General features: G+C 53.4%; 17 protein-coding genes. 10 read left to right on the top strand and 7 right to left on the bottom strand.

Annotated elements, in window-relative coordinates:
• The first annotated feature begins 12 nt into the window (after positions 1 to 12).
• From VMT62_05645 to VMT62_05600, 10 genes are all read left to right on the top strand, one after another.
• Positions 13 to 1,443: a cbb3-type cytochrome c oxidase subunit I gene (locus VMT62_05645; protein ID HVN95891.1), complete on the top strand. Its 1,431-nt coding sequence runs from the start codon at positions 13 to 15 to the stop codon at positions 1,441 to 1,443.
• Positions 1,440 to 2,408, top strand: a complete 969-nt coding sequence (locus VMT62_05640) for a cbb3-type cytochrome c oxidase subunit II (protein ID HVN95890.1) — start codon at positions 1,440 to 1,442, stop codon at positions 2,406 to 2,408. The genes VMT62_05645 and VMT62_05640 overlap by 4 nt, the downstream gene beginning before the upstream one ends.
• Positions 2,405 to 2,683 (top strand): hypothetical protein, encoded by a 279-nt coding sequence (locus tag VMT62_05635; GenBank protein ID HVN95889.1) that lies wholly within the window; start codon positions 2,405 to 2,407, stop codon positions 2,681 to 2,683. The genes VMT62_05640 and VMT62_05635 overlap by 4 nt, the downstream gene beginning before the upstream one ends.
• Positions 2,680 to 2,952, top strand: a complete 273-nt coding sequence (locus VMT62_05630) for a hypothetical protein (protein ID HVN95888.1) — start codon at positions 2,680 to 2,682, stop codon at positions 2,950 to 2,952. Before VMT62_05635 ends, VMT62_05630 begins: the two co-directional genes overlap by 4 nt.
• A gap of 25 nt (positions 2,953 to 2,977) precedes the next feature.
• Positions 2,978 to 3,271, top strand: coding sequence for a hypothetical protein (locus VMT62_05625; GenBank protein HVN95887.1), 294 nt, complete (start codon positions 2,978 to 2,980; stop codon positions 3,269 to 3,271).
• Positions 3,268 to 3,777, top strand: a complete 510-nt coding sequence (locus VMT62_05620; protein ID HVN95886.1) for a hypothetical protein — start codon at positions 3,268 to 3,270, stop codon at positions 3,775 to 3,777. Before VMT62_05625 ends, VMT62_05620 begins: the two co-directional genes overlap by 4 nt.
• Positions 3,774 to 4,478 carry a sulfite exporter TauE/SafE family protein gene (locus VMT62_05615; protein ID HVN95885.1) on the top strand — a complete coding sequence of 235 codons (705 nt, stop codon included), beginning with the start codon at positions 3,774 to 3,776 and terminating at the stop codon, positions 4,476 to 4,478. The genes VMT62_05620 and VMT62_05615 overlap by 4 nt, the downstream gene beginning before the upstream one ends.
• A complete protein-coding gene (locus VMT62_05610; protein HVN95884.1) occupies positions 4,468 to 6,978 on the top strand; it encodes a cation-translocating P-type ATPase in 2,511 nt (836 codons plus the stop codon). Before VMT62_05615 ends, VMT62_05610 begins: the two co-directional genes overlap by 11 nt.
• A gap of 119 nt (positions 6,979 to 7,097) precedes the next feature.
• On the top strand, positions 7,098 to 8,039 hold the full coding sequence (locus VMT62_05605; GenBank protein HVN95883.1) for a UbiA prenyltransferase family protein: 942 nt from the start codon (positions 7,098 to 7,100) through the stop codon (positions 8,037 to 8,039).
• Positions 8,040 to 8,064: 25 nt separating this feature from the next.
• Positions 8,065 to 8,778 (top strand): DUF2231 domain-containing protein, encoded by a 714-nt coding sequence (locus tag VMT62_05600; GenBank protein HVN95882.1) that lies wholly within the window; start codon positions 8,065 to 8,067, stop codon positions 8,776 to 8,778.
• 47 nt (positions 8,779 to 8,825) lie between these two features.
• Here VMT62_05600 and VMT62_05595 read toward each other — a convergent pair whose 3' ends face one another.
• The 7 genes from VMT62_05595 to VMT62_05565 all read right to left on the bottom strand — a co-directional run bounded on the left by VMT62_05595 (position 8,826) and on the right by VMT62_05565 (position 17,861).
• Entirely contained in the window at positions 8,826 to 9,422 is a 597-nt protein-coding gene (locus VMT62_05595) for a class I SAM-dependent methyltransferase (protein ID HVN95881.1), read from the bottom strand.
• Between the two features lie 27 nt (positions 9,423 to 9,449).
• Positions 9,450 to 10,244 carry a bifunctional demethylmenaquinone methyltransferase/2-methoxy-6-polyprenyl-1,4-benzoquinol methylase UbiE gene (gene ubiE, locus VMT62_05590; protein ID HVN95880.1) on the bottom strand — a complete coding sequence of 265 codons (795 nt, stop codon included), beginning with the start codon at positions 10,242 to 10,244 and terminating at the stop codon, positions 9,450 to 9,452.
• A gap of 185 nt (positions 10,245 to 10,429) precedes the next feature.
• A complete protein-coding gene (locus VMT62_05585; GenBank protein ID HVN95879.1) occupies positions 10,430 to 12,688 on the bottom strand; it encodes a bifunctional dihydroorotate dehydrogenase B NAD binding subunit/NADPH-dependent glutamate synthase in 2,259 nt (752 codons plus the stop codon).
• Between the two features lie 30 nt (positions 12,689 to 12,718).
• Complete coding sequence (locus VMT62_05580; GenBank protein ID HVN95878.1) at positions 12,719 to 14,212, bottom strand: response regulator; 1,494 nt, start codon at positions 14,210 to 14,212, stop codon at positions 12,719 to 12,721.
• A 16-nt stretch (positions 14,213 to 14,228) separates the two neighbouring features.
• Complete coding sequence (locus VMT62_05575) at positions 14,229 to 14,630, bottom strand: response regulator (GenBank protein ID HVN95877.1); 402 nt, start codon at positions 14,628 to 14,630, stop codon at positions 14,229 to 14,231.
• Positions 14,631 to 14,660: 30 nt separating this feature from the next.
• Positions 14,661 to 16,730: a [Fe-Fe] hydrogenase large subunit C-terminal domain-containing protein gene (locus tag VMT62_05570; protein ID HVN95876.1), complete on the bottom strand. Its 2,070-nt coding sequence runs from the start codon at positions 16,728 to 16,730 to the stop codon at positions 14,661 to 14,663.
• Between the two features lie 786 nt (positions 16,731 to 17,516).
• The gene (locus VMT62_05565; GenBank protein HVN95875.1) at positions 17,517 to 17,861 is read right to left on the bottom strand and encodes a metalloregulator ArsR/SmtB family transcription factor; all 345 of its coding nucleotides are present in this window, start codon (positions 17,859 to 17,861) and stop codon (positions 17,517 to 17,519) included.
• Positions 17,862 to 17,958: the final 97 nt, after the last annotated feature.

Genomic DNA, 17,958 nt, shown 5'->3' with positions numbered 1-17,958 from the left:
GCCTGAAGGTCCTTGAACAGATTGAACGAGATCGCATCAGAAGGGTTGAACGAAAGAAGACAAGGGGTGGGCATAATCAAGACATCAGAAGTACACTATCTTCCCGCGGCCGGCTTCTTCCTCTCGAGCGCGTTCTGGTTCGTCATAGGCACACTGGCCGGTCTTTTTCTCGCGTCAGCCATGATTGCACCTGATTTCCCTTTGTACAAGAATGTTTCCTGGCTTGTGTTCGGTCGTGTACGACCAATGCACACGAACATCATGATCTTCGGATTTGTGGGGTCAGCGCTACTCGGTTCCATCAACTACTACGTACCCCGTCTGGCGCGGCGGCCTCTCTTTAACGTTGGCCTGGGTCGGGCCACGGTCTGTATCTGGAACCTGCTCATCGCGGCTGGAACAGTGACCCTTGCTTTGGGTTTTACCCAGAGCAGGGAATATGCCGAGTATATCTGGCCGGTAGATATTGCCGTGCTCGTAGTATTCGGCATTACCTTTTATAATCTCATGCGAACCGTTGCCGACAGGGAGGAGAAGGTACTCTACGTTTCGGTCTGGTACGCGCTCGCTGCCCTTGTCTTCGTCTTTTTTATCTATTTCTTCGGGAACGCCGTGTGGAACCCGTCCACGGGGGCAATCACAGGCATGCCCGACGGAATACTCGCGTGGTTCTACGGACATGGGATCGTCGGGCTGTTCCTGACGCCGCTTGCGATCGGTGTTGCGTATTACGTGATGCCCGTGGTATGCCGCGCCCCCTTATTCAGTCATACCCTTTCTCTTGTAGGTTTCTGGACCATCCTCATGTTCTATCCGCACATAGGCACGCACCATCTTTTGCAGACGCCCGCCCCCACATGGCTCAAGATCGTGGCTATAACAGGAAGCATCGGCATGCTCATCCCCGTTGCCACGGTTCTCGTCAATCTCTGGCTCACGATTCAGGGGCGTCTCAGTAATATCCACGAAGAGATCGGCGGAAAGTTTGTGTTTGCGGGCCTCGTCTGGTACCTGCTCGTCTGTCTCCAGGGGCCCTTCCAGGCCCTTCCGGTCGTCCAAAGGGTTACCCACCTGACGAACTGGGTCATAGGCCATTCTCATATCGCGGTGCTTGGTTTCTCGGGGTTCATTGCCATAGGCGGTCTCTATTTCTTCCTCCCGAGGATCACAGGGAGAGACCTTTACAGTCGTAAGCTCGCCGATATACAGTACTGGCTCCTACTCGTGGGGCTCACCGGATTCTTTATGGTCCTCACCATAGCGGGTTTGATTCAGGGAAGCGCCTGGCTTGCCGGTTCAGTCGTATACAAGGTCCTTCCCGAACTGCATGTCTACTGGGTATGGCGGCTAGGGTTTGGTACACTCATCGCGGCGGGAGCCGCCATAGGCCTTTACAACGTGGGGCGAACCCTCATGGGTAAGACCACAAAGGAGAAACCATGAGGGTGACCTTGAAGCTTCTCATATACGGGGGCCTTGCCATCTTCACCTCCGTGCTCTTTATTTCGGTAGTCCTCCCCTGGCTAACCATCAGCGAGAAACCGTCAGACATATTCCGTGCAAGGACCGCGTCCGAGGAAGAGGGCAGGAGACTCTATATTGCCAACGGGTGTACATACTGCCACACCCAGTTTGTGCGGAACATCGACTGGGATATCGGGGCAGAGCGCATAGCCCAGTCAGGTGATTACGTGGCAGAGCGGCCGCACCTTCTGGGTTCGGAGAGGACCGGCCCCGACCTGTCTCAGGAAGGCGGAGAACATCCTGACGACTGGCATCTCGCGCACTACATAAATCCCCGGTTTGTGAGACCCGAATCCATTATGCCTTCTTTTGAGTATCTGGGCAAAGACCGGATAGCATCGCTCATCGCCTATAAACAGGCCTTAGGCTTCAAAGATGCCGATTTCCGCACGGAAAGGCAGCGGCAATGGAAGGCGGCTGCGGTTAAGGCTTACGAGGACGGCCCGGATGACAACGTCAAATGGCTTCATTCTATGGTACCTGAGCCCTGGCGGAACCTTCCGAACCCTTACCCCACCTCTGACGCGGGATTGAAGCGTGGGCATCGTATTTTCGAGAGTTTCTGCATCGGCTGCCATGGACCGGTTGGAGACGGCATGGGCCCGGCCGAGCCTTATCTCAATCCTCCTCCTCTCAATTTTACGCTTCTCAAGGGGCGCGGTATATCCGGCGGTATTCTTTATTATCAGATCATGAACGGAATCACAGGAACTGCGATGCCCTACTTCAAGCGCGAACTCGAATCGGAGAAGATCTGGGATGTGGGCGACTACGTGGCCGTGACGTTCGTAGGAGAGAGCGACGCCCACAGAGAACCGAGGGGCATCGACGCGGCTTACATCCCCGCGGACACGTGGCCCAAGGGGGGAGGGAGGCGAGAATGAATCTCTATTACATGATATGGATCGGGTTACTTGTCGTCGGGCTCGCTACGAGTCTCACGGTTTTCATCTTAGCACACGCGGCGGGCCAGTTTCGGGAGCAGGAGCGGGCACGTTACCTTCCTTTACGGGGCGAGGCCGATCCGACGAATGCGGATAAGCGAGGTGGGGCCGGACGGGAAATCATTATAGCAGCCGGTATCCTCCTTATCGGCCTCTCAGGCATCGTGGCTGCGCTCGTCACCATGATTGTCAGGATGAAGGGGGTGACCCCGTGAGATTTTTCGCCGCGATTGATTTCCATCATCTGGTTCTTGCCCTGTTCCTTGGAGTGGCAGGTGCCATCGTGCTCTACCTTTCCTTCCGCTATGGTACAGACTTTAAGTCCGGTGAAGAGATAGACCCAACAGAAGGCGGACATATGGAAAAGACCCGCGGAGGTAATTATATCCCCCCTGTACTTGTCTTTTTGTACGCGGCTGTTGTGCTCTCGATCATTTTGTACGTGGTTTCTTATTTCGCAGTTTTCAAGGCAAGGCCGATATAGGCCCGCACTTGTGGCAGAGGGGCGAATGGATATTCCAGGTGAAACCAAAAGAGACGATGAGGATAGGACAACCCTTAAAGCATGGTTCTTTGTCATAGGCCTCGCAGTCATATTCTTGCTGTACGGGCTCTTCATGTTTTTCACGATAGGGGACAAAGGCCCGCCGGATTGGGACTTCACGGATGTGGAAGATACTCCCGGAAAATCCCTCTATTCCACATCTCCTCAACCTGCTGGAAACACCGGAGAGCCGCATCTACAGCACGTTTCAGAGAAACCGATCCCGCCGCAACAAAAAGCAGGGAGGCGCGCCGAATGAAACAATCCGGGCGAACAGGATGGGGGTTAAGGGCTCTTCCTTTTTTTGCAGCCCTTATCGCCGCTATTATGTGCTGGGGTTGCAACTACGGACATATGTACGATGGGGACGCCATAAAAGCCTTCAAAAAGAAGATGCCTGACATGGACAAAAGGAGCATCCCGCTTGATGACGGCTATGAGACTCTCGTGAAAAGTGATCCGATAAAACTCAAGAACCCCCTGTCGTATTCAAAGCAATCGGCAGAACAAGGCCGCGTGGCCTATGGCTATTTTTGTGTCCAGTGTCATGGTGTGAAGCTCGATGGCAGAGGCACCGTGGGGCAGAGTTTTGCCCCGCTGCCCGCCGATCTCATATCAGATCACGTCTTGTCACAACCCGATGGTCTTATCTATTCGAGGATGCGGCTCGGGTTCAAGAGGCATCCGGCGCTTTTTCCCACCGCGTCGGCCGGTGACAGCTGGGCGATAATCGTCTACATGCGATCTGTGAAGAGGCAGCCATGAACGCGGACCTGCTCTGGGCATTGTTGACCGGTCTTGCCGGGAGTCTTCATTGTCTCGGTATGTGCGGTCCAATTGTAGTTGCCTATTCGTTGCAGTTCAGCCCGGCGAGTGATGGTCTTAGTGCCGGGCGCCCCCCGTACGTAGCGGGTCTTACGCATCACGCGGCGTTTCAGGCAGGAAGGATAGCCGCGTACGGACTCTTAGGGGGCGTCGGCGCCGGACTTGTCTATTGCGGGAGTCTGGCCTCAGCGTTAAAGGACATACGTACTCCGGCCACGGCTGCGGCGGGCGCGTTCATGGTCGTGTTGGGTTTGATCGTGCTCAAGGTGATCCCTGCGGGATATTTCACCGAGACATCGTCCGACTCAAAATCTTCGTTTGTCATGAGATTTATAGGAAAGCGCTTGAGGTCGCCCCATGCGTTAGTCAAGGCAACGCTCGGCTTTGCGACAGGCTTTTTGCCCTGCATGCTTTCCTGGGCGATGGTCTTAAGGGCCGCTTTCACGGCTGATATCACTCAAGGATTTCTTATCATGATCGTCTTTGGTTTAGGGACTCTGCCTGTCTTGTTGTTCACCGGCTTATTGGGCTCCACCTTCTCGCTCAAGGCAAGGCTTACAGGAGAGCGCATGGCCGGTTTATCGATAACGGCCATGGGGATCATCATACTCTCAAAGGGGGTATTAGGGTTTGTCCGATGAACTCTCGCCCCGAGTCTCAAGCCAGGGCGTAGCTAAAGAGGTGCACGCCGTTCACGTCTTTTGCGATCTCTGCGGTCTGCGCGCGGGCGAGAATCGACACACAGAGAATTCTCTCACGTTCTGTTGTCCCGGTTGCAGGCACGTTTTCTTAATTCTCGCCAGCGCCACCGGGAAACTCCCGCACAACTTCCGCGAGAGCGACGTATTCCGCGCCTGTGTTAAGGCAGGAGTTATTCCGGGCAACGAAGACGCTGCCCACACCCCCGTTGAGATTAAAGGGGTCAACACAAGCGTCGCTCAGCTCACCCTCAACCTGTCTCTCGAGGGCATGTGGTGCCCCGCCTGTGCCTGGGTCATTGAGGAAGTGCTCAGGAAAATGGATGGCATCGCCCAATGCCGGGTCTTTTTTCTCACGGACAAGGCGAGAATTCAATATCTCCCCAATCGGACGAGCCCTGCCGAGATCGTGTCCCGTATCAATAAGATCGGCTACAGGGCGAGTACCGGGGAAAAAGACGCACGGGCGACGAGAACCTTAAAGGACGCCACGCTGATCCGTCTCGGCATCTCATCAATTCTGGCGGTAAACATCATGATGCTCTCCTATGTGCTCTACTACGGCTTGATCCGTGAGCTTACCCCCCGCGTTGTTGCGCTCTTCTCTTATCCCATGCTTGTGATGTCGGTTCCTGTGGTCTTTTACGGCGGCATGCCGATCCTGAAGAAGGCTTGGGCTGGTATTTGCCACGGACTGATCTCGATGGATACGCTTATCTCCGTGAGCGCCCTTGCGGCCTTTTTCTATAGCCTTCTGAGAATGAAGCAGGGCAGTATTCACCTCTACTTTGACATAGCGGCCATGCTCATCACCATCGTGCTTCTCGGCAGGTATATCGAGATGCACGCGCGAGAAAAAGTCTTGGCGTCACTCGCCACCGAAGATACGGGACTGCAAAAAGTGAGACTGAAAAAGGGTGATAGAGAGCAATGGATAAGAGCCGACGCCTTGATACCGAATGATCTCTTTGTGGTTGAAGACGGAGAACGGATACCCGTCGATGGCCGGCTTGCCCGCGGACGGGGTCTTTTTGACCAGTCGGTCCTTACCGGGGAGACAAGGCCCACTGTCAAAGGGCCTGAAGAGGTGGTTCTCGCGGGGAGTCAGCTTGTATCCGGCACGGTCGAGATCATTGCGGTGAGGCCGGCGCGCTTAAGCTATCTCGGGCAGGTGAGAGAGCTCGTCACGGACGCCCTGGAACATAGGAGTACGAGCGAGGAGCTTGCCGACTCTATAAGCCGCATCTTCGTGCCTGCCATAATGGGCGTTGCTGTGACTACTGCGCTTGTCTTGTGGGGCCTGGGAGCGACTAGCCAACGGATTCTTCTTACGTGTCTTTCAGTGCTTCTTGTCGCCTGTCCGTGTGTCCTTGGTGTTGCAATACCGCTTGTCAAAGTGGTTGCAACGGGCCTTTGCCGTCAAAGAGGAATCGTTGTCAGAAGTCCCGGGGCCTTAGAACGTGTGAAAGAGCTCGACACGTTGGTACTCGACAAGACCGGTACCGTCACTGAAGGGCGTTTTGCGCTGCGCAAGGTGGTCTCGCCTCTCATCGACGAAAAAGAAGTCCTTGAGATGATCGCGGCCATCGAGACGAATTCCACACACTTCCTTGCGCAAGAGATCATACACCATACGTTGCGTTCAGGGTTCAGTGTGGGACAAGCGTTGAATGTAAAGGAACTTGAGGGACTCGGCGTCGAAGGAACTGTGAACGGAAAGAGAATATTCGCGGGCAGCAGGCGACTGCTATTAAGGTACGGGATTGTGCTCGCCCCTCATCTGGATCGAGAGGCTCTCTCTCATGAACAAGACGGGATGACCGTGGTATTTTTCGGCTCAGAAAGAGAAGCACAGGGCTTTCTTGTGTTCGGAGACGTATTGAAGCAGGATGCAGGCCTCTTTGTGGCCTGGTTGAAGCACAAAGGGACTAAGGTCGTCCTGTTATCAGGCGATGGCAACGAGACCACGGCGGCCATTGCCCGCTCCTTAGGGATCGCCGATTTCCTGGGGGAGGCCCTCCCCGCGGAAAAAACTGAGGTGATTCGGACCCTTAAGCGTGAGGGACGCAAGATAGGTATGGTGGGAGATGGCGTGAATGACGCGCTTGCGCTCGCCGAGGCAGATGTGGGTGTAGCCATGGGATCGGGACAGGACATTACCCTGGAGGCGGCGGATCTCATCATACCGTCCGGCAGGCTCAAGGCGATTGCCGATCTATTCATGTTTTCCCGGCTGTCTACGCGAGCGGTCCGACAGAACCTTTGTTTCGCTTTCCTCTACAACATCGTTGCAGTTCCAGTGGCGGCAGCGGGGCTTCTTAACCCGCTCGTCGCAGTCATGGCAATGTTGTTAAGCAGTCTTACCGTCATCGGGAACACGCTTCGCCTCAACCGAATCGGCGCAGTGGCCACCGAGCAGCTTTTGTCACCCGAAACTTCTTGAATCGGCCGGAACGTCGGCTTATATTGTCTCTTGAGCATGAACGGCCTCGAACCAATTGAGAAAAAGTATAGGGAACTCACCCCGGGGGTTGAAAGCTGTGTGAAAGGAGGGTTGGCCTGGTGAATGCCGTATCAGTAAATCTGCCGCGATCGGTACTTTCACAGCTCAAGCTTTTCTTGGCCCTGTCCCGTACCCCTCATGGACTACTCGATATGGCGACCCCGGCTGTAGCGGCCCTTCTCTGCTATGGGGCTTTTCCGTCGTTATGGATTGTTTGCCTGGGCGTGGTTACCGTATTTGCGGGCTATACCACGGTATACGCCTTAAATGACCTCGTGGATCGCCGGGTAGACCGAAGCAAATCTTCGATCACGCCGGCGCCCGACAAGCAAGATGACCTTGACTCCATTTTTGTCCGCCACCCCGTTGCGTGCGGCCTCTTGCCCTTTCGAAAGGCGCTTTGGTGGGCCTTGGGCTGGGGGTTTCTCACCTTTATCGGGGCCTATTTACTCAATCCGCTCTGCGTGTTTGTGTTTTTCACGAGCTGCCTCCTTGAGGCGTTCTACTGCCTGGCCTGGCGGAGCGGCTATCTCAAGGTGCTCATAAGCGGGGCGGTTAAAACATCAGGGGCGGTGGCCGCTATCTACGCAGTCGATCCCCATCCTTCTCCCATCTTCCTCGGCACGGTGTTTCTCTGGCTCTTCTTTTGGGAGATGGGTGGCCAGAACACCCCTAACGACTGGGCTGACATGAGAGAAGATACCATACTCCAGGCGACGACCATCCCGGTGTGTTTCGGACTTAGGTGGGCAGCCGCGGTGATTATGGCTTCACTCGTATTTGCCATTGTTCTTAGCGCTGCGGTTTTCAGTCTATCGCCCCTGCCGAATCGCATGGCTGCCGGAACGCTCTGCCTTTTGGCGGCCATCTATCTCTTGGTCATTCCTGCCCTTACGCTTTGCCGGACGAGACAACGCGTTGCCGCCCAACTCCTCTTTAACAGGGCCTCGTATTATCCGCTTGCCTGTCTCGTGAGTGTATGCTTGAGTATGCTCGTATGAAACATGAAAGACTAAGGAGCTTTCTGTGAAGCAAATCGATATGAAGGAGCTATTAAGATACAACGGGAAGGATTCAAACCCCGTTTACGTAGCGTACCGGGGAAGGATCTTTGATGTGACACAAAGCCCGGTATGGAAAGGTGGCGTTCATATGGGACGCCATGATGCCGGAGCCGATTTGACAGACGAAATTGAAGTGGCGCCCCACGGTCCTGACTTCTTGGAGAGATACCCCGAGGTGGGCATGCTCAAGGAAGGGCCGGTTGCAAAAGAGGATAAGCCCGCCATCCTGTCCGGACTTCTTACGCGTTACCCAATGCTTAAGCGCCACCCCCATCCCATGACGGTTCATTTTCCCATTGTCTTCATGTTTTCCGCCACGGTCTTCACACTTATTTATCTTGCCACAAGGATTGCTGCCTTTGAGACAACAGCGCTCAACTGCCTGGGCGCCGGTCTTGTCTTCATCCCCGTAGCAATCGTCACGGGATATTTTACGTGGTACTTGAACTACATGGCGCGTCCCGTAAGGGCCGTTACCATGAAGAAATGGCTTTCTCTCGTGCTCTTGTGTGTCGACCTCGTTGTTTTTGTGTGGCGTATGGCCGTCCCCGATATCCTGCATCCTCTCAGGGGAGAGGGTTTTTGCTATCTCATACTCGTTTTGTCACTTTTGCCCCTTGTCGTAATAATCGGGTCATATGGCGCGAACCTGACCTTCCCCGTAAAAAAGGAATAGACGGGACCTTCACACCCATCCTTTTGTTTGGACAATGAATACCGGGTTTATGGGGCCTTGAGGGCCACACCTAAAATGCCGACCGCCTTCAGTTCTCTACAGTCCTTGAACAAAAGCCCTTCGCGAGCGAGCGAATGTTTGAGATCGTCGCTTCGAAAGCGTCCACGTCTCGGGTGCAGGAGGATGTGCCTCGTAATCAAGTTCTGATACAGGGTCGGATAGAGCTCTTCCAGGAAGAATGCCCCTTCGGGTTTGAGCACCCGCGCTATTTCGGAAACTGCCCTGCGCCAGTCCACGATATGATGGAGCACCCCGAAGTCAAATACTGCATCAATTGAGCCGTCTCTAAAGGGGAGAGAAGAACCGTCGGCCGCGACAAGAACGATATTCTTCCGTTTCTCACTGGGGAGATAATCCCTGGCCTTTTCAAGCATGTGAACATCGAGGTCCGTAGCATAGATCATCGAGGGTAAGAATTCTTCGAGAATGAGCCCGGCGCCCGCGGCTCTGCCACAGCCTATTTCGAGCGCGGTGAAGTGCGGCTTTAAAGGTAACATGGCCTTGAGTTTTTTTAACTCCATGCGTTGTTGAACGACGCGAAGGGGGTTATTAACGACCCACCGTTCGGCCCAGTTGAGCTTCATCGAGTTCTCATCGCTTAAGCGCACGTGCTATGCGGGAGGCAAATGCCCCGCCCTCCCTGGTTTTATGCCCATATGTGTTGCGGCAATGCCGTTGGTGAAAATCTCGTATGATACGCGCTCAAAGCCTATCCCTGCGATATGCTCTTTGAGTTCTTGGGGACCGGGAAATCGGCGGATCGATTGAGGCAGATAGGTAAAGGGTTGTTTCGAACCGGCAAAGATGAGGCCCACATAAGGCATAATGTGGAAGGAATAGAAATCGTAAAGCCAGCGAAACCAAGCCGCCCTGGGCCTCGAAAATTCAAGACACATGAGCCGCCCGCCGGGTTTGAGGACACGATATATCTCGCCAAAGCCCCGCTCCATATGGGTGAGGTTCCTGATTCCGAACCCCACCATGACCGCATCAACGGAATCGGATTGTATGGCCATGTTTTCGGTATCGGACTGAAGATAGACGATCTTTTTTCTCTGTTCCCTATGGAGTCTTTTGCGCCTGCCCGCCTCGATCATGGCGTGGTTTATGTCGGCGAGGATTACCCGGCCGAAAGGTCCCACCTTGTTTACCGCAAGCACCGAAAGGTCGCCTGTGCCGCCGCACACATCAAGGACGGTTTCCCCTTGTTTGAGATTAAGAAGAGCCACAGCCATCCGTTTCCATAGGTAATGGATGCCGAAGCTGCACAGCGTATTCATGAAATCGTATCGGCCCGCTATATGGTCGAAATGATCTCTCACCCGCGAAGCTTTCTCTGTTTCAGGTACCTTTTGAAATCCGAAGTTGACAAGCTTTACGTCTTCTCCGGACGCCTTCTCTTCCATGCGTCCTGCCTTCTCGGTATACGTTCGGGGTTCTTCCTTGAGCGCCACTTCTCTGTAGTATGATGCGGCACGCGCCGGAAGTCAACAGGATGTGACAATTGATAGCGCCCTTGATCGGCGTGCTTTAATGCAAAAAGGGCAGGCCGGAAGGGCCTGCCCTTTCACGTTGCACAAGAGAAACGAATCTATTTGGTCTTGGCCGCGAGATATTCGTCAATTGCTTTTGCGGCCGCTCTTCCGGCGCCCATTGCAAGGATGACGGTCGCTGCCCCGGTCACTATGTCACCGCCGGCGAACACGCCTTCACGGCTCGTCTGGCCAGTCTCGGCGTCTGCCTCTATGTTGCCTGACTTTCTCAACTTCAACCCCGGCGTGGTGGATGTGAGGATCGGGTTCGGACCCTGGCCAATGGCTATGATTACTACATCAACATCGATTACATAATTGGAGCCCTTGATCTCAACCGGTCTTCTCCTGCCTGAGGCATCGGGCTCGCCAAGCTCCATCTTCACACATTCGATGCCCTTGACCCAGCCGTTTTCATCGCCTATGATCCTTACCGGGTTGGTGAGGAGCCTGAAATCTATGCCCTCCTCCTGGGCGTGGTGAGCTTCTTCGGCCCGCGCGGGCATCTCCTCTTTGGAACGGCGATAAATGAGATAGACATTGGCGCCGAGCCGTTTAGAGACCCTTGCCGCATCCATGGCCACATTCCCGCCGCCTACTACAGCGACCCTGCTACCCACTCTGACCGGCGTATCGTATTCCGGAAAGAGGTAGGCCTTCATCAGATTTGCCCTGGTGAGAAACTCGTTTGCCGAGTAAACTCCGTTTAGGTTTTCACCGGGGATATTCATGAAATAGGGAAGCCCCGCACCTGTGCCGATAAAGACCGCATCAAATCCTGCTTCAAAGAGTTCGTCAAGCGTCATGGTCTGACCGACTATGGTGTCCACTTTGATCTTCGCGCCGAGTTTCTCAACATAGTCTACCTCGCGCTGCACCACGGCCTTGGGCAGACGGAACTCGGGAATACCGTATACCAAGACCCCTCCCGCCTTGTGCAGGGCCTCGAAGACCGTCACATCGTGTCCCTTTTTCGAAAGTTCGCCGGCAACCGTGAGCCCGGATGGGCCGGCGCCGATTACGGCGACCTTCTTTCCCGTGCTTTTCGTTTTCTGGGGAGCCCTTACGTCGCCCTTGTGCAGCTCATAATCCGCGGCGAAGCGTTCCAGTCGACCGATGGCCACGGGCTGTCCTTTCTTTCCGAGTACGCACTTCTGTTCGCATTGGGTTTCCTGGGGGCATACGCGGCCGCAGACGGCGGGCAGACTGTTTGTCGATTTGATCGTGTGGATGGCGCCCATGAAATCGCCTTCCCTTATCTGCTTGATGAAGGCAGGAATCTGGACATTGACCGGACAGCCTTCAACACAGGGAGAGTTCTTGCACTGGAGGCACCTCGATGCTTCCCTGAGCGCGTTGTCGTGGGTATAGCCCAGGGCAACTTCGCTAAAATTCTGGATCCTATTTTTGGGGTCTTGCTCGGGCATCTTTTCCCTGAGCTTCGACTTCTTCATGGCCTTGGCTTTGGCTTCAAGTTTACAGGCGTGATCCCACATGGCGCGTCTTTCTTCGCGATTATACATCTTCTGGCGCAGTACCAGTTCCTTGAAATCGACCTGATGGCCGTCAAATTCAGGCCCATCAACGCAGACAAACTTTGTCTCTCCACCGATCGTCGCCCTGCAGCAACCGCACATACCGGTCCCATCCACCATGATCGTGTTGAGGGAGACGACGGTCTTAATGTTATGGGGTCTCGTCACGTCGGAAACGGCCCTCATCATGACGACCGGGCCGATGCCCACGACGAGGTCGATCTTTTTCTTCTCCTCGATGACCTGCTTTAACACGTCGGTAACAAAACCGTGGTGGCCGTAGGTGCCGTCATCGGTCGTTACGTAGAGTTTTGTGCTCGCCTTTTTCATCTCTTCCTCGAGGATAAGCATCTCTTTCGTGCGGGCGCCGATAATCGAAATCACCTCGTTGCCTGCTTCGAAGAGCGCTTTTGCGATAGGAAGGACCGGCGCCACACCGACTCCCCCGCCCACGCAGACCACGGTGCCGAATTTCTCGATGTGGCTCGGTTTGCCGAGGGGGCCGACCACGTCAAGAAGTGAGTCACCTTGTTCGAATTTCCCCAGCTTCTGCGTCGAGGCACCGACTTCCTGGAAAATAATCGTGATAGTGCCTTGTTTGCGGTCGAAATCGGCGACCGTGAGCGGGACACGTTCGGCCATGTCATCGCATCGGACCACGACGAACTGGCCTGCCTTGACCTTTTTTGCGATATCCGGCACATAGAGTTTGTACATGGTGATCGAGGGAGCAAGTAGCCTTTTCTCCACGATCTCGTTGAGTTTCGTTTCTTTGTTCGCCATATCTTCTCCTTTTAAGAATTTGATTCTCGCTTATTCTCTATCCATCCCCTTGAGGGGTAGTTTCACCGTAAACGTAGTTCCTCTGTCTACCTGACTTTCCACTTCGATACGGCCGAAATTGGATTCCACGATCTTCTTCACGATCGATAACCCGAGGCCGGTCCCCGTGGTGTACCGCGTATTAGGCCCCTGCACCCGATAGAATTCATCAAAAATACAGGGCAGAAACTCCTCTTCAATGCCGATTCCCGTGTCGGCCACCTTAATGGTCAAGAAATGAGTATCCGGCGTGGCGCTGACCACGACCTTGCCGTCTTTTACATTATACTTTATGGCGTTTGATACAAGGTTTGTGATGAGTTGATCCATTTCTGTCCGGTCCGCTTCGATCAAGGGTAGCTTGGCCGGGATGTTGAGCTCAAAGACGAGGTCTTTGCCTGCACCCTGAGGTTTTAGGAGTTCTACGGTGTTCACGATAATTTCCGATATGTCGAGAAGCTCCTTTTTTCTTTCGACCTTCTTTGATTCGAGTCTCGCGAACTGCAAAAGATCGTTTACCAGCTCGATAAGCGACTCAGCCCTGAGCCGGGCCCGCTCCAGCATCTGGCGGTTCACCTGAGGATCGGTGCCTGCTACCCCTGTGAGGTAGGCCGTCAGGTACCCGGTCACCGCCGCCAGAGGCGCCCTGAGTTCGTGCGCAACCATCCGGACAAACTGCGATTTTATCTCCTCGATCTCCTTAAGTCCTGTTATGTCGCGAAAAGTGCTCACCGCGCCGAGATCGCGGCCCATCTCGTCCTCTACCCTCGCAACGTTGACCATAAGGGTCTTTGATTCCGCCCCGGTCAGTTCGATCTCCTCGGAAAGAACCGTGTACCTTGAGGAATCAGGAGAAAAGGCCTTGTTTATAAGGTCGAGCAAATCCTTTTGCACTATGATGTCGAGGACACTCTTGCCGAGCTCGAGTCTTTGATCGAGATCAAGCATTTTAGTCGCCGCGGGGTTAAAGAGCACGAGCTGACCCTCGCGGTTGATAACAATGATCCCATCGGCCATTGAGTTGACCACGGTACGAAGCTTCGATTTTTCGCTGGCTATTTCAAGGAGCTTCTGATCCCTTTCCTCACGGAGCTTTTCCGTCTCGATCCTGAGCCGTCTCTTTTCAAGGCCTCTGTTGAGAACAGAGATGAGCTGGTCAGGCGAGAAGGGTTTTGGGATGTAGTCATACGCGCCTCGCTTCATGGCGTCGACAGCGGTTTCCACCGTTGCAAAACCGGTAATGACGATCATGATGATTTCAGGGTCAATCTGCCCTACCTCTTCCATGAGCTCCATACCTCCCATGACAGGCATCATGAGATCGACAAGGAGGAGGTCGTAGGGTTTTGCTCGCACCATGTCCAGGGCCTCTTTCCCGTTTTCCGCCAAATCAACGGCATATCCTTCGCTGACGAGGATCCTTCGGCACCCTTCACGGATACCCTTCTCATCATCAACTACCAGGATGTGCGCTGTCTCAGCCATGCATACTCTCTAAGGATTATTCTTTTTGTTCTTTCGCCAAAAGACTGTTGATGCGCTTGAGCAGTTCTTCCGGCGCAACCGGTTTACCGACAAAATCATCGGTCTTCATCCAGTAGCCGTCGAGGTCCATGGAAAAATCGTACCCGGTTTCTGTTTTCACTGATGAGATCATAAGAATCGGTATGTTTTTATAGCGAGGATCTGCCTTGATGGTCTTTGCAAAGTTAAAACCCGAGTCGTGCTTTTCCATCATGAGATCGAGCATGATAAGGTCAGGCGATTCAAACTTGACCTTATCCATGCCTTCACGGCCCGAAAATGCTGTCACTACCTCGAATCCGCTGTTTTCGAGGATAGCCTTGTTGAGATCCACGAAATCCACATCGTCATCGATGACCAAGATTCTTTTTTTGCCCATGGTTTCTTCTCCCTGTCTTTATATTTTGAATTAATGCCTCTTTGTTTCGTCCTGCAAATCCTTTTCGTCTCTGCCCAGAGGTAAGGAAATGGTAAAGGTGCTTCCTCTTTCCAATTCGGTGTCGACTTCGATTTTGCCGGAATGCCTCTCGATAATCCCGTAAGAGATGGCAAGCCCCAACCCGGTACCCTTCTCTTTGGTGGTGAAAAAGGGGTTGAAGAGTTTTGCCACATGTTCCGGCAGAATGCCCGGGCCTGTATCACGAATCCTAATCTTTATATGGTCTTTTTGCAACCATGTTGTAATCGCGAGATTGCCCTTGCCTTCCATTGCCTGCGCTGCGTTGAGGACAATATTTAAGAACACCTGCTTAAGCTGAGTCCCGTCGGCAAATATGGCGGGCAGGTCTTTGGCAAAATTTTTCTTTATTTTTATGTTCTGGAACAGGGACTGGTTGACGAGAAGCCCGAGAGCGTCTTCGAGGAGCTCATTAATATCCGTGTCGCCCGGTTTGAGCTTGGTCTCGCGCGCGAAACTTAAGAGCCCCTGAACGATACCTTTTGTACGGTTTGCCTCGTTAATGATAAGCGCGATATCATCCCGTCTCGGATCTTCGGTCTCCATAGTCTTTAACAGTATGTGCGCGTATATAGTAATGGTACCAAGCGGGTTATTGATTTCGTGGGCCACACCTGCAGCGAGTTGCCCCAGGGCTGCCAGCTTCTCTGTGCGGATGAGCTGATACTGGGCATGTTCGAGTTCTTGATGCGATTTTTGCAGCTCGCGATGCGACTTCTCAAGTTGCTGATAGATCTTGTTGCTCTGGTCAAGCAGGTAGGGGAGACAGAATTGTGCGTCAGCGAGCCCCTGGGCAACGGCTATGGCCTTATCACGACAGGTCGCGTATCCGCAGGCCCTGCAGTCAAGGTTGTTGCTGGGCGGGAGCTTGTCTATCTTCTTGAGGATCGTTTCTATTTCTTCTTCGGAAGGCGCGGTAAGTTTCTCTTCCGTATTACGGAACTCACGACCAAGGTCGATACCTTGGTATTTCTCGAGTTCTTTGTGGACATCGGACATATTCTGTTTGGCCATCTCACCCTTGGTATATCGGGCAATAACATGTCTTCTCCCGAGTACCGAGAGTTCTCTGTCGATGAAGGGCCCGTCAATACAACCGTCACAATAGACAAGATCGAGGAACCCCGCTCGTATGTAACCGGAGGCAAGCTGATTGAGAAGGCCTATCACCTGTCGCCGTCCGTATGCCACGCTTACTTCGTCCTCGAGCACGTCAAAGCTTGAACCCATGCTTCGATTCAGGCCGCCGATCACCGGCATGATTCTGCCCAAAAAGGGTCGCGGACCATCAAATTCGGTTTCTTCGAGCTTACCCTGGTCTATGCCTGCCGCATCAAGCATGCGCTGGACGTCACGGAATGTGATGACGTGATCTATCACCCCGGCTACCTCGTCCGCCACGCTCTCCCCCACCTGTGCAAGGCAGGGCGTAATATATATGGTCTTCCAATCATTCCCCTTGATGTGGCGCGCCACCTTGCCTATCGCAATCATTGGGGACACGATAGGCGCCAGATTGGGGATGAGCTGAGGTAGATATTTCTGGATGTAGAAGACAATAGCAGGGCAAAATGACGAGATGAGCGGGGAGCCGGTATTGCTGTCGAGTAGTCTTCTATAAGCCTGGCTTACGAGTTCCACGCCGAAGGCCCCCTCCCAGACTTCGGTAAACCCGAGCTTCTTCAATGCGGTAACGAATCGGCGCGGGCTCTCGGCATCAAAAGCGGCAGGAAAGGCAGGGTCAAGACAGGCGATCGTCTTAGCGCCCGAGGCGAGCACACTTCCCACCGTACCAAGGCCGCCATACAGGCTCATTGCGTGTTGAGGACAGCCTTTGATGCAACTCGCACACAGGATACACCGTTCAGGAATTACCTTGATCGTGTCTTTTTCAAGCTTTACGGCCTTCGAAGGGCAAAGCTGCACGCAGTACAGACAGAGACGGCATTTTCTACTGTCAATGGTGAGGCCCCGGTTGGTGTGTTCTTCGTGTTCTATAAGATCTTGTCCTGTGTTATTCATGGTGAACCCGGTGAAGATTCAATGATGAAATGGTATTGTGAGAATACCCCCTTTTAGACGAGGATAGAACCCCTGTCTCTGTTTTGTGATAATATGCACAAGGAAGCTCCATTTTGTCAAGTCAAAAAGAGTCTTTTTTACGTGGGGCCAGCGCGCTGCAACGCATCTTTCCGAACGGCCAAACAGAGTTGGTCGAAATCGTACAAATGAAGAGATCAAGCCCCGCGAACGTTGATGTGAAGTGAAGACCGAGGCAGTGACGAGCGCCTTTCGTCGCACTGAAAATTGTTACGAATGCTGAACCCATCGCGTGTGGATCGGGCCAAACCATGAAATCTGAGTACCATGCATACCGAGGACCACTTAAAGAGCGCACGCATCACCGAAAGGAGAACCTGAACAAACCGAAAGGCCTTGGCAACACCGGGTTATGCGTGTGAGAGATACGCCTCCAATGAGAATATGCCTCTCGGACATACGCATCCGTCCCGGGTTCTCTCAGGGCCATGGTGAAGCCGGCCGTGATTTGGATCGTGACGGGGTATCCTGCGACCTAAGTAAGCTATGCAGAAGCAATGAGTACGAAGAAGAAGGCCGCCATGAGGTACTGCCTGTGTGTTGTGTCCCCATGTTTTAAGCGAAAGCACATGCTCTCGGTCCTTTGATTCCTCGCAGGCTACGCCGACTCTTCTTTAGCTATGTAACTCTCTATTATTAGTGACGATAACGAGTGCCTAATTATTTCTTAATTGCGATATATCGCAACTACTGGCTCCCGATAAAAGGTCAAAGCTTCACTTCCTGCATCCTTTTGGAGAGCTTCACTTTTTCTTTGAGCATTTCGATGAGAACTCCCCGGATGATTGCACAAGCTTCCGTGATTTTGGGGTTCGAGATTGTGTAATAGATGGTAGTCCCTTGCCTCCTGGTCGATACGAGGTTTCTTTGTCTGAGTATAGCGAGATGCTGGGAGAGATTGGCCTTGCTAACGCCCGTGACCCTTACCATTTGGGCAACCGATACCTCCCCATCCTTTAAGAGGTTAAGTATTTGTAATCGTTTAGCATTGGCAAGAGCAGCACACATATCCGCCTGCATCTCGTAGACCCTTATGTCACCATCCCTCAACACGCCGTTTGCCCCTCACAATCCTATAATAGTTGCGAAACTTGGAAACTACTATACGGTCTTTTCTGCGCCATGTCAAGAGCAGAATACAAGTGTGTGG

This window comes from Syntrophorhabdaceae bacterium (assembly GCA_035541755.1).
Lineage (GTDB): Bacteria > Desulfobacterota > Syntrophorhabdia > Syntrophorhabdales > Syntrophorhabdaceae > PNOF01.
This window is presented reverse-complemented; position numbering and strand designations above follow the sequence as displayed.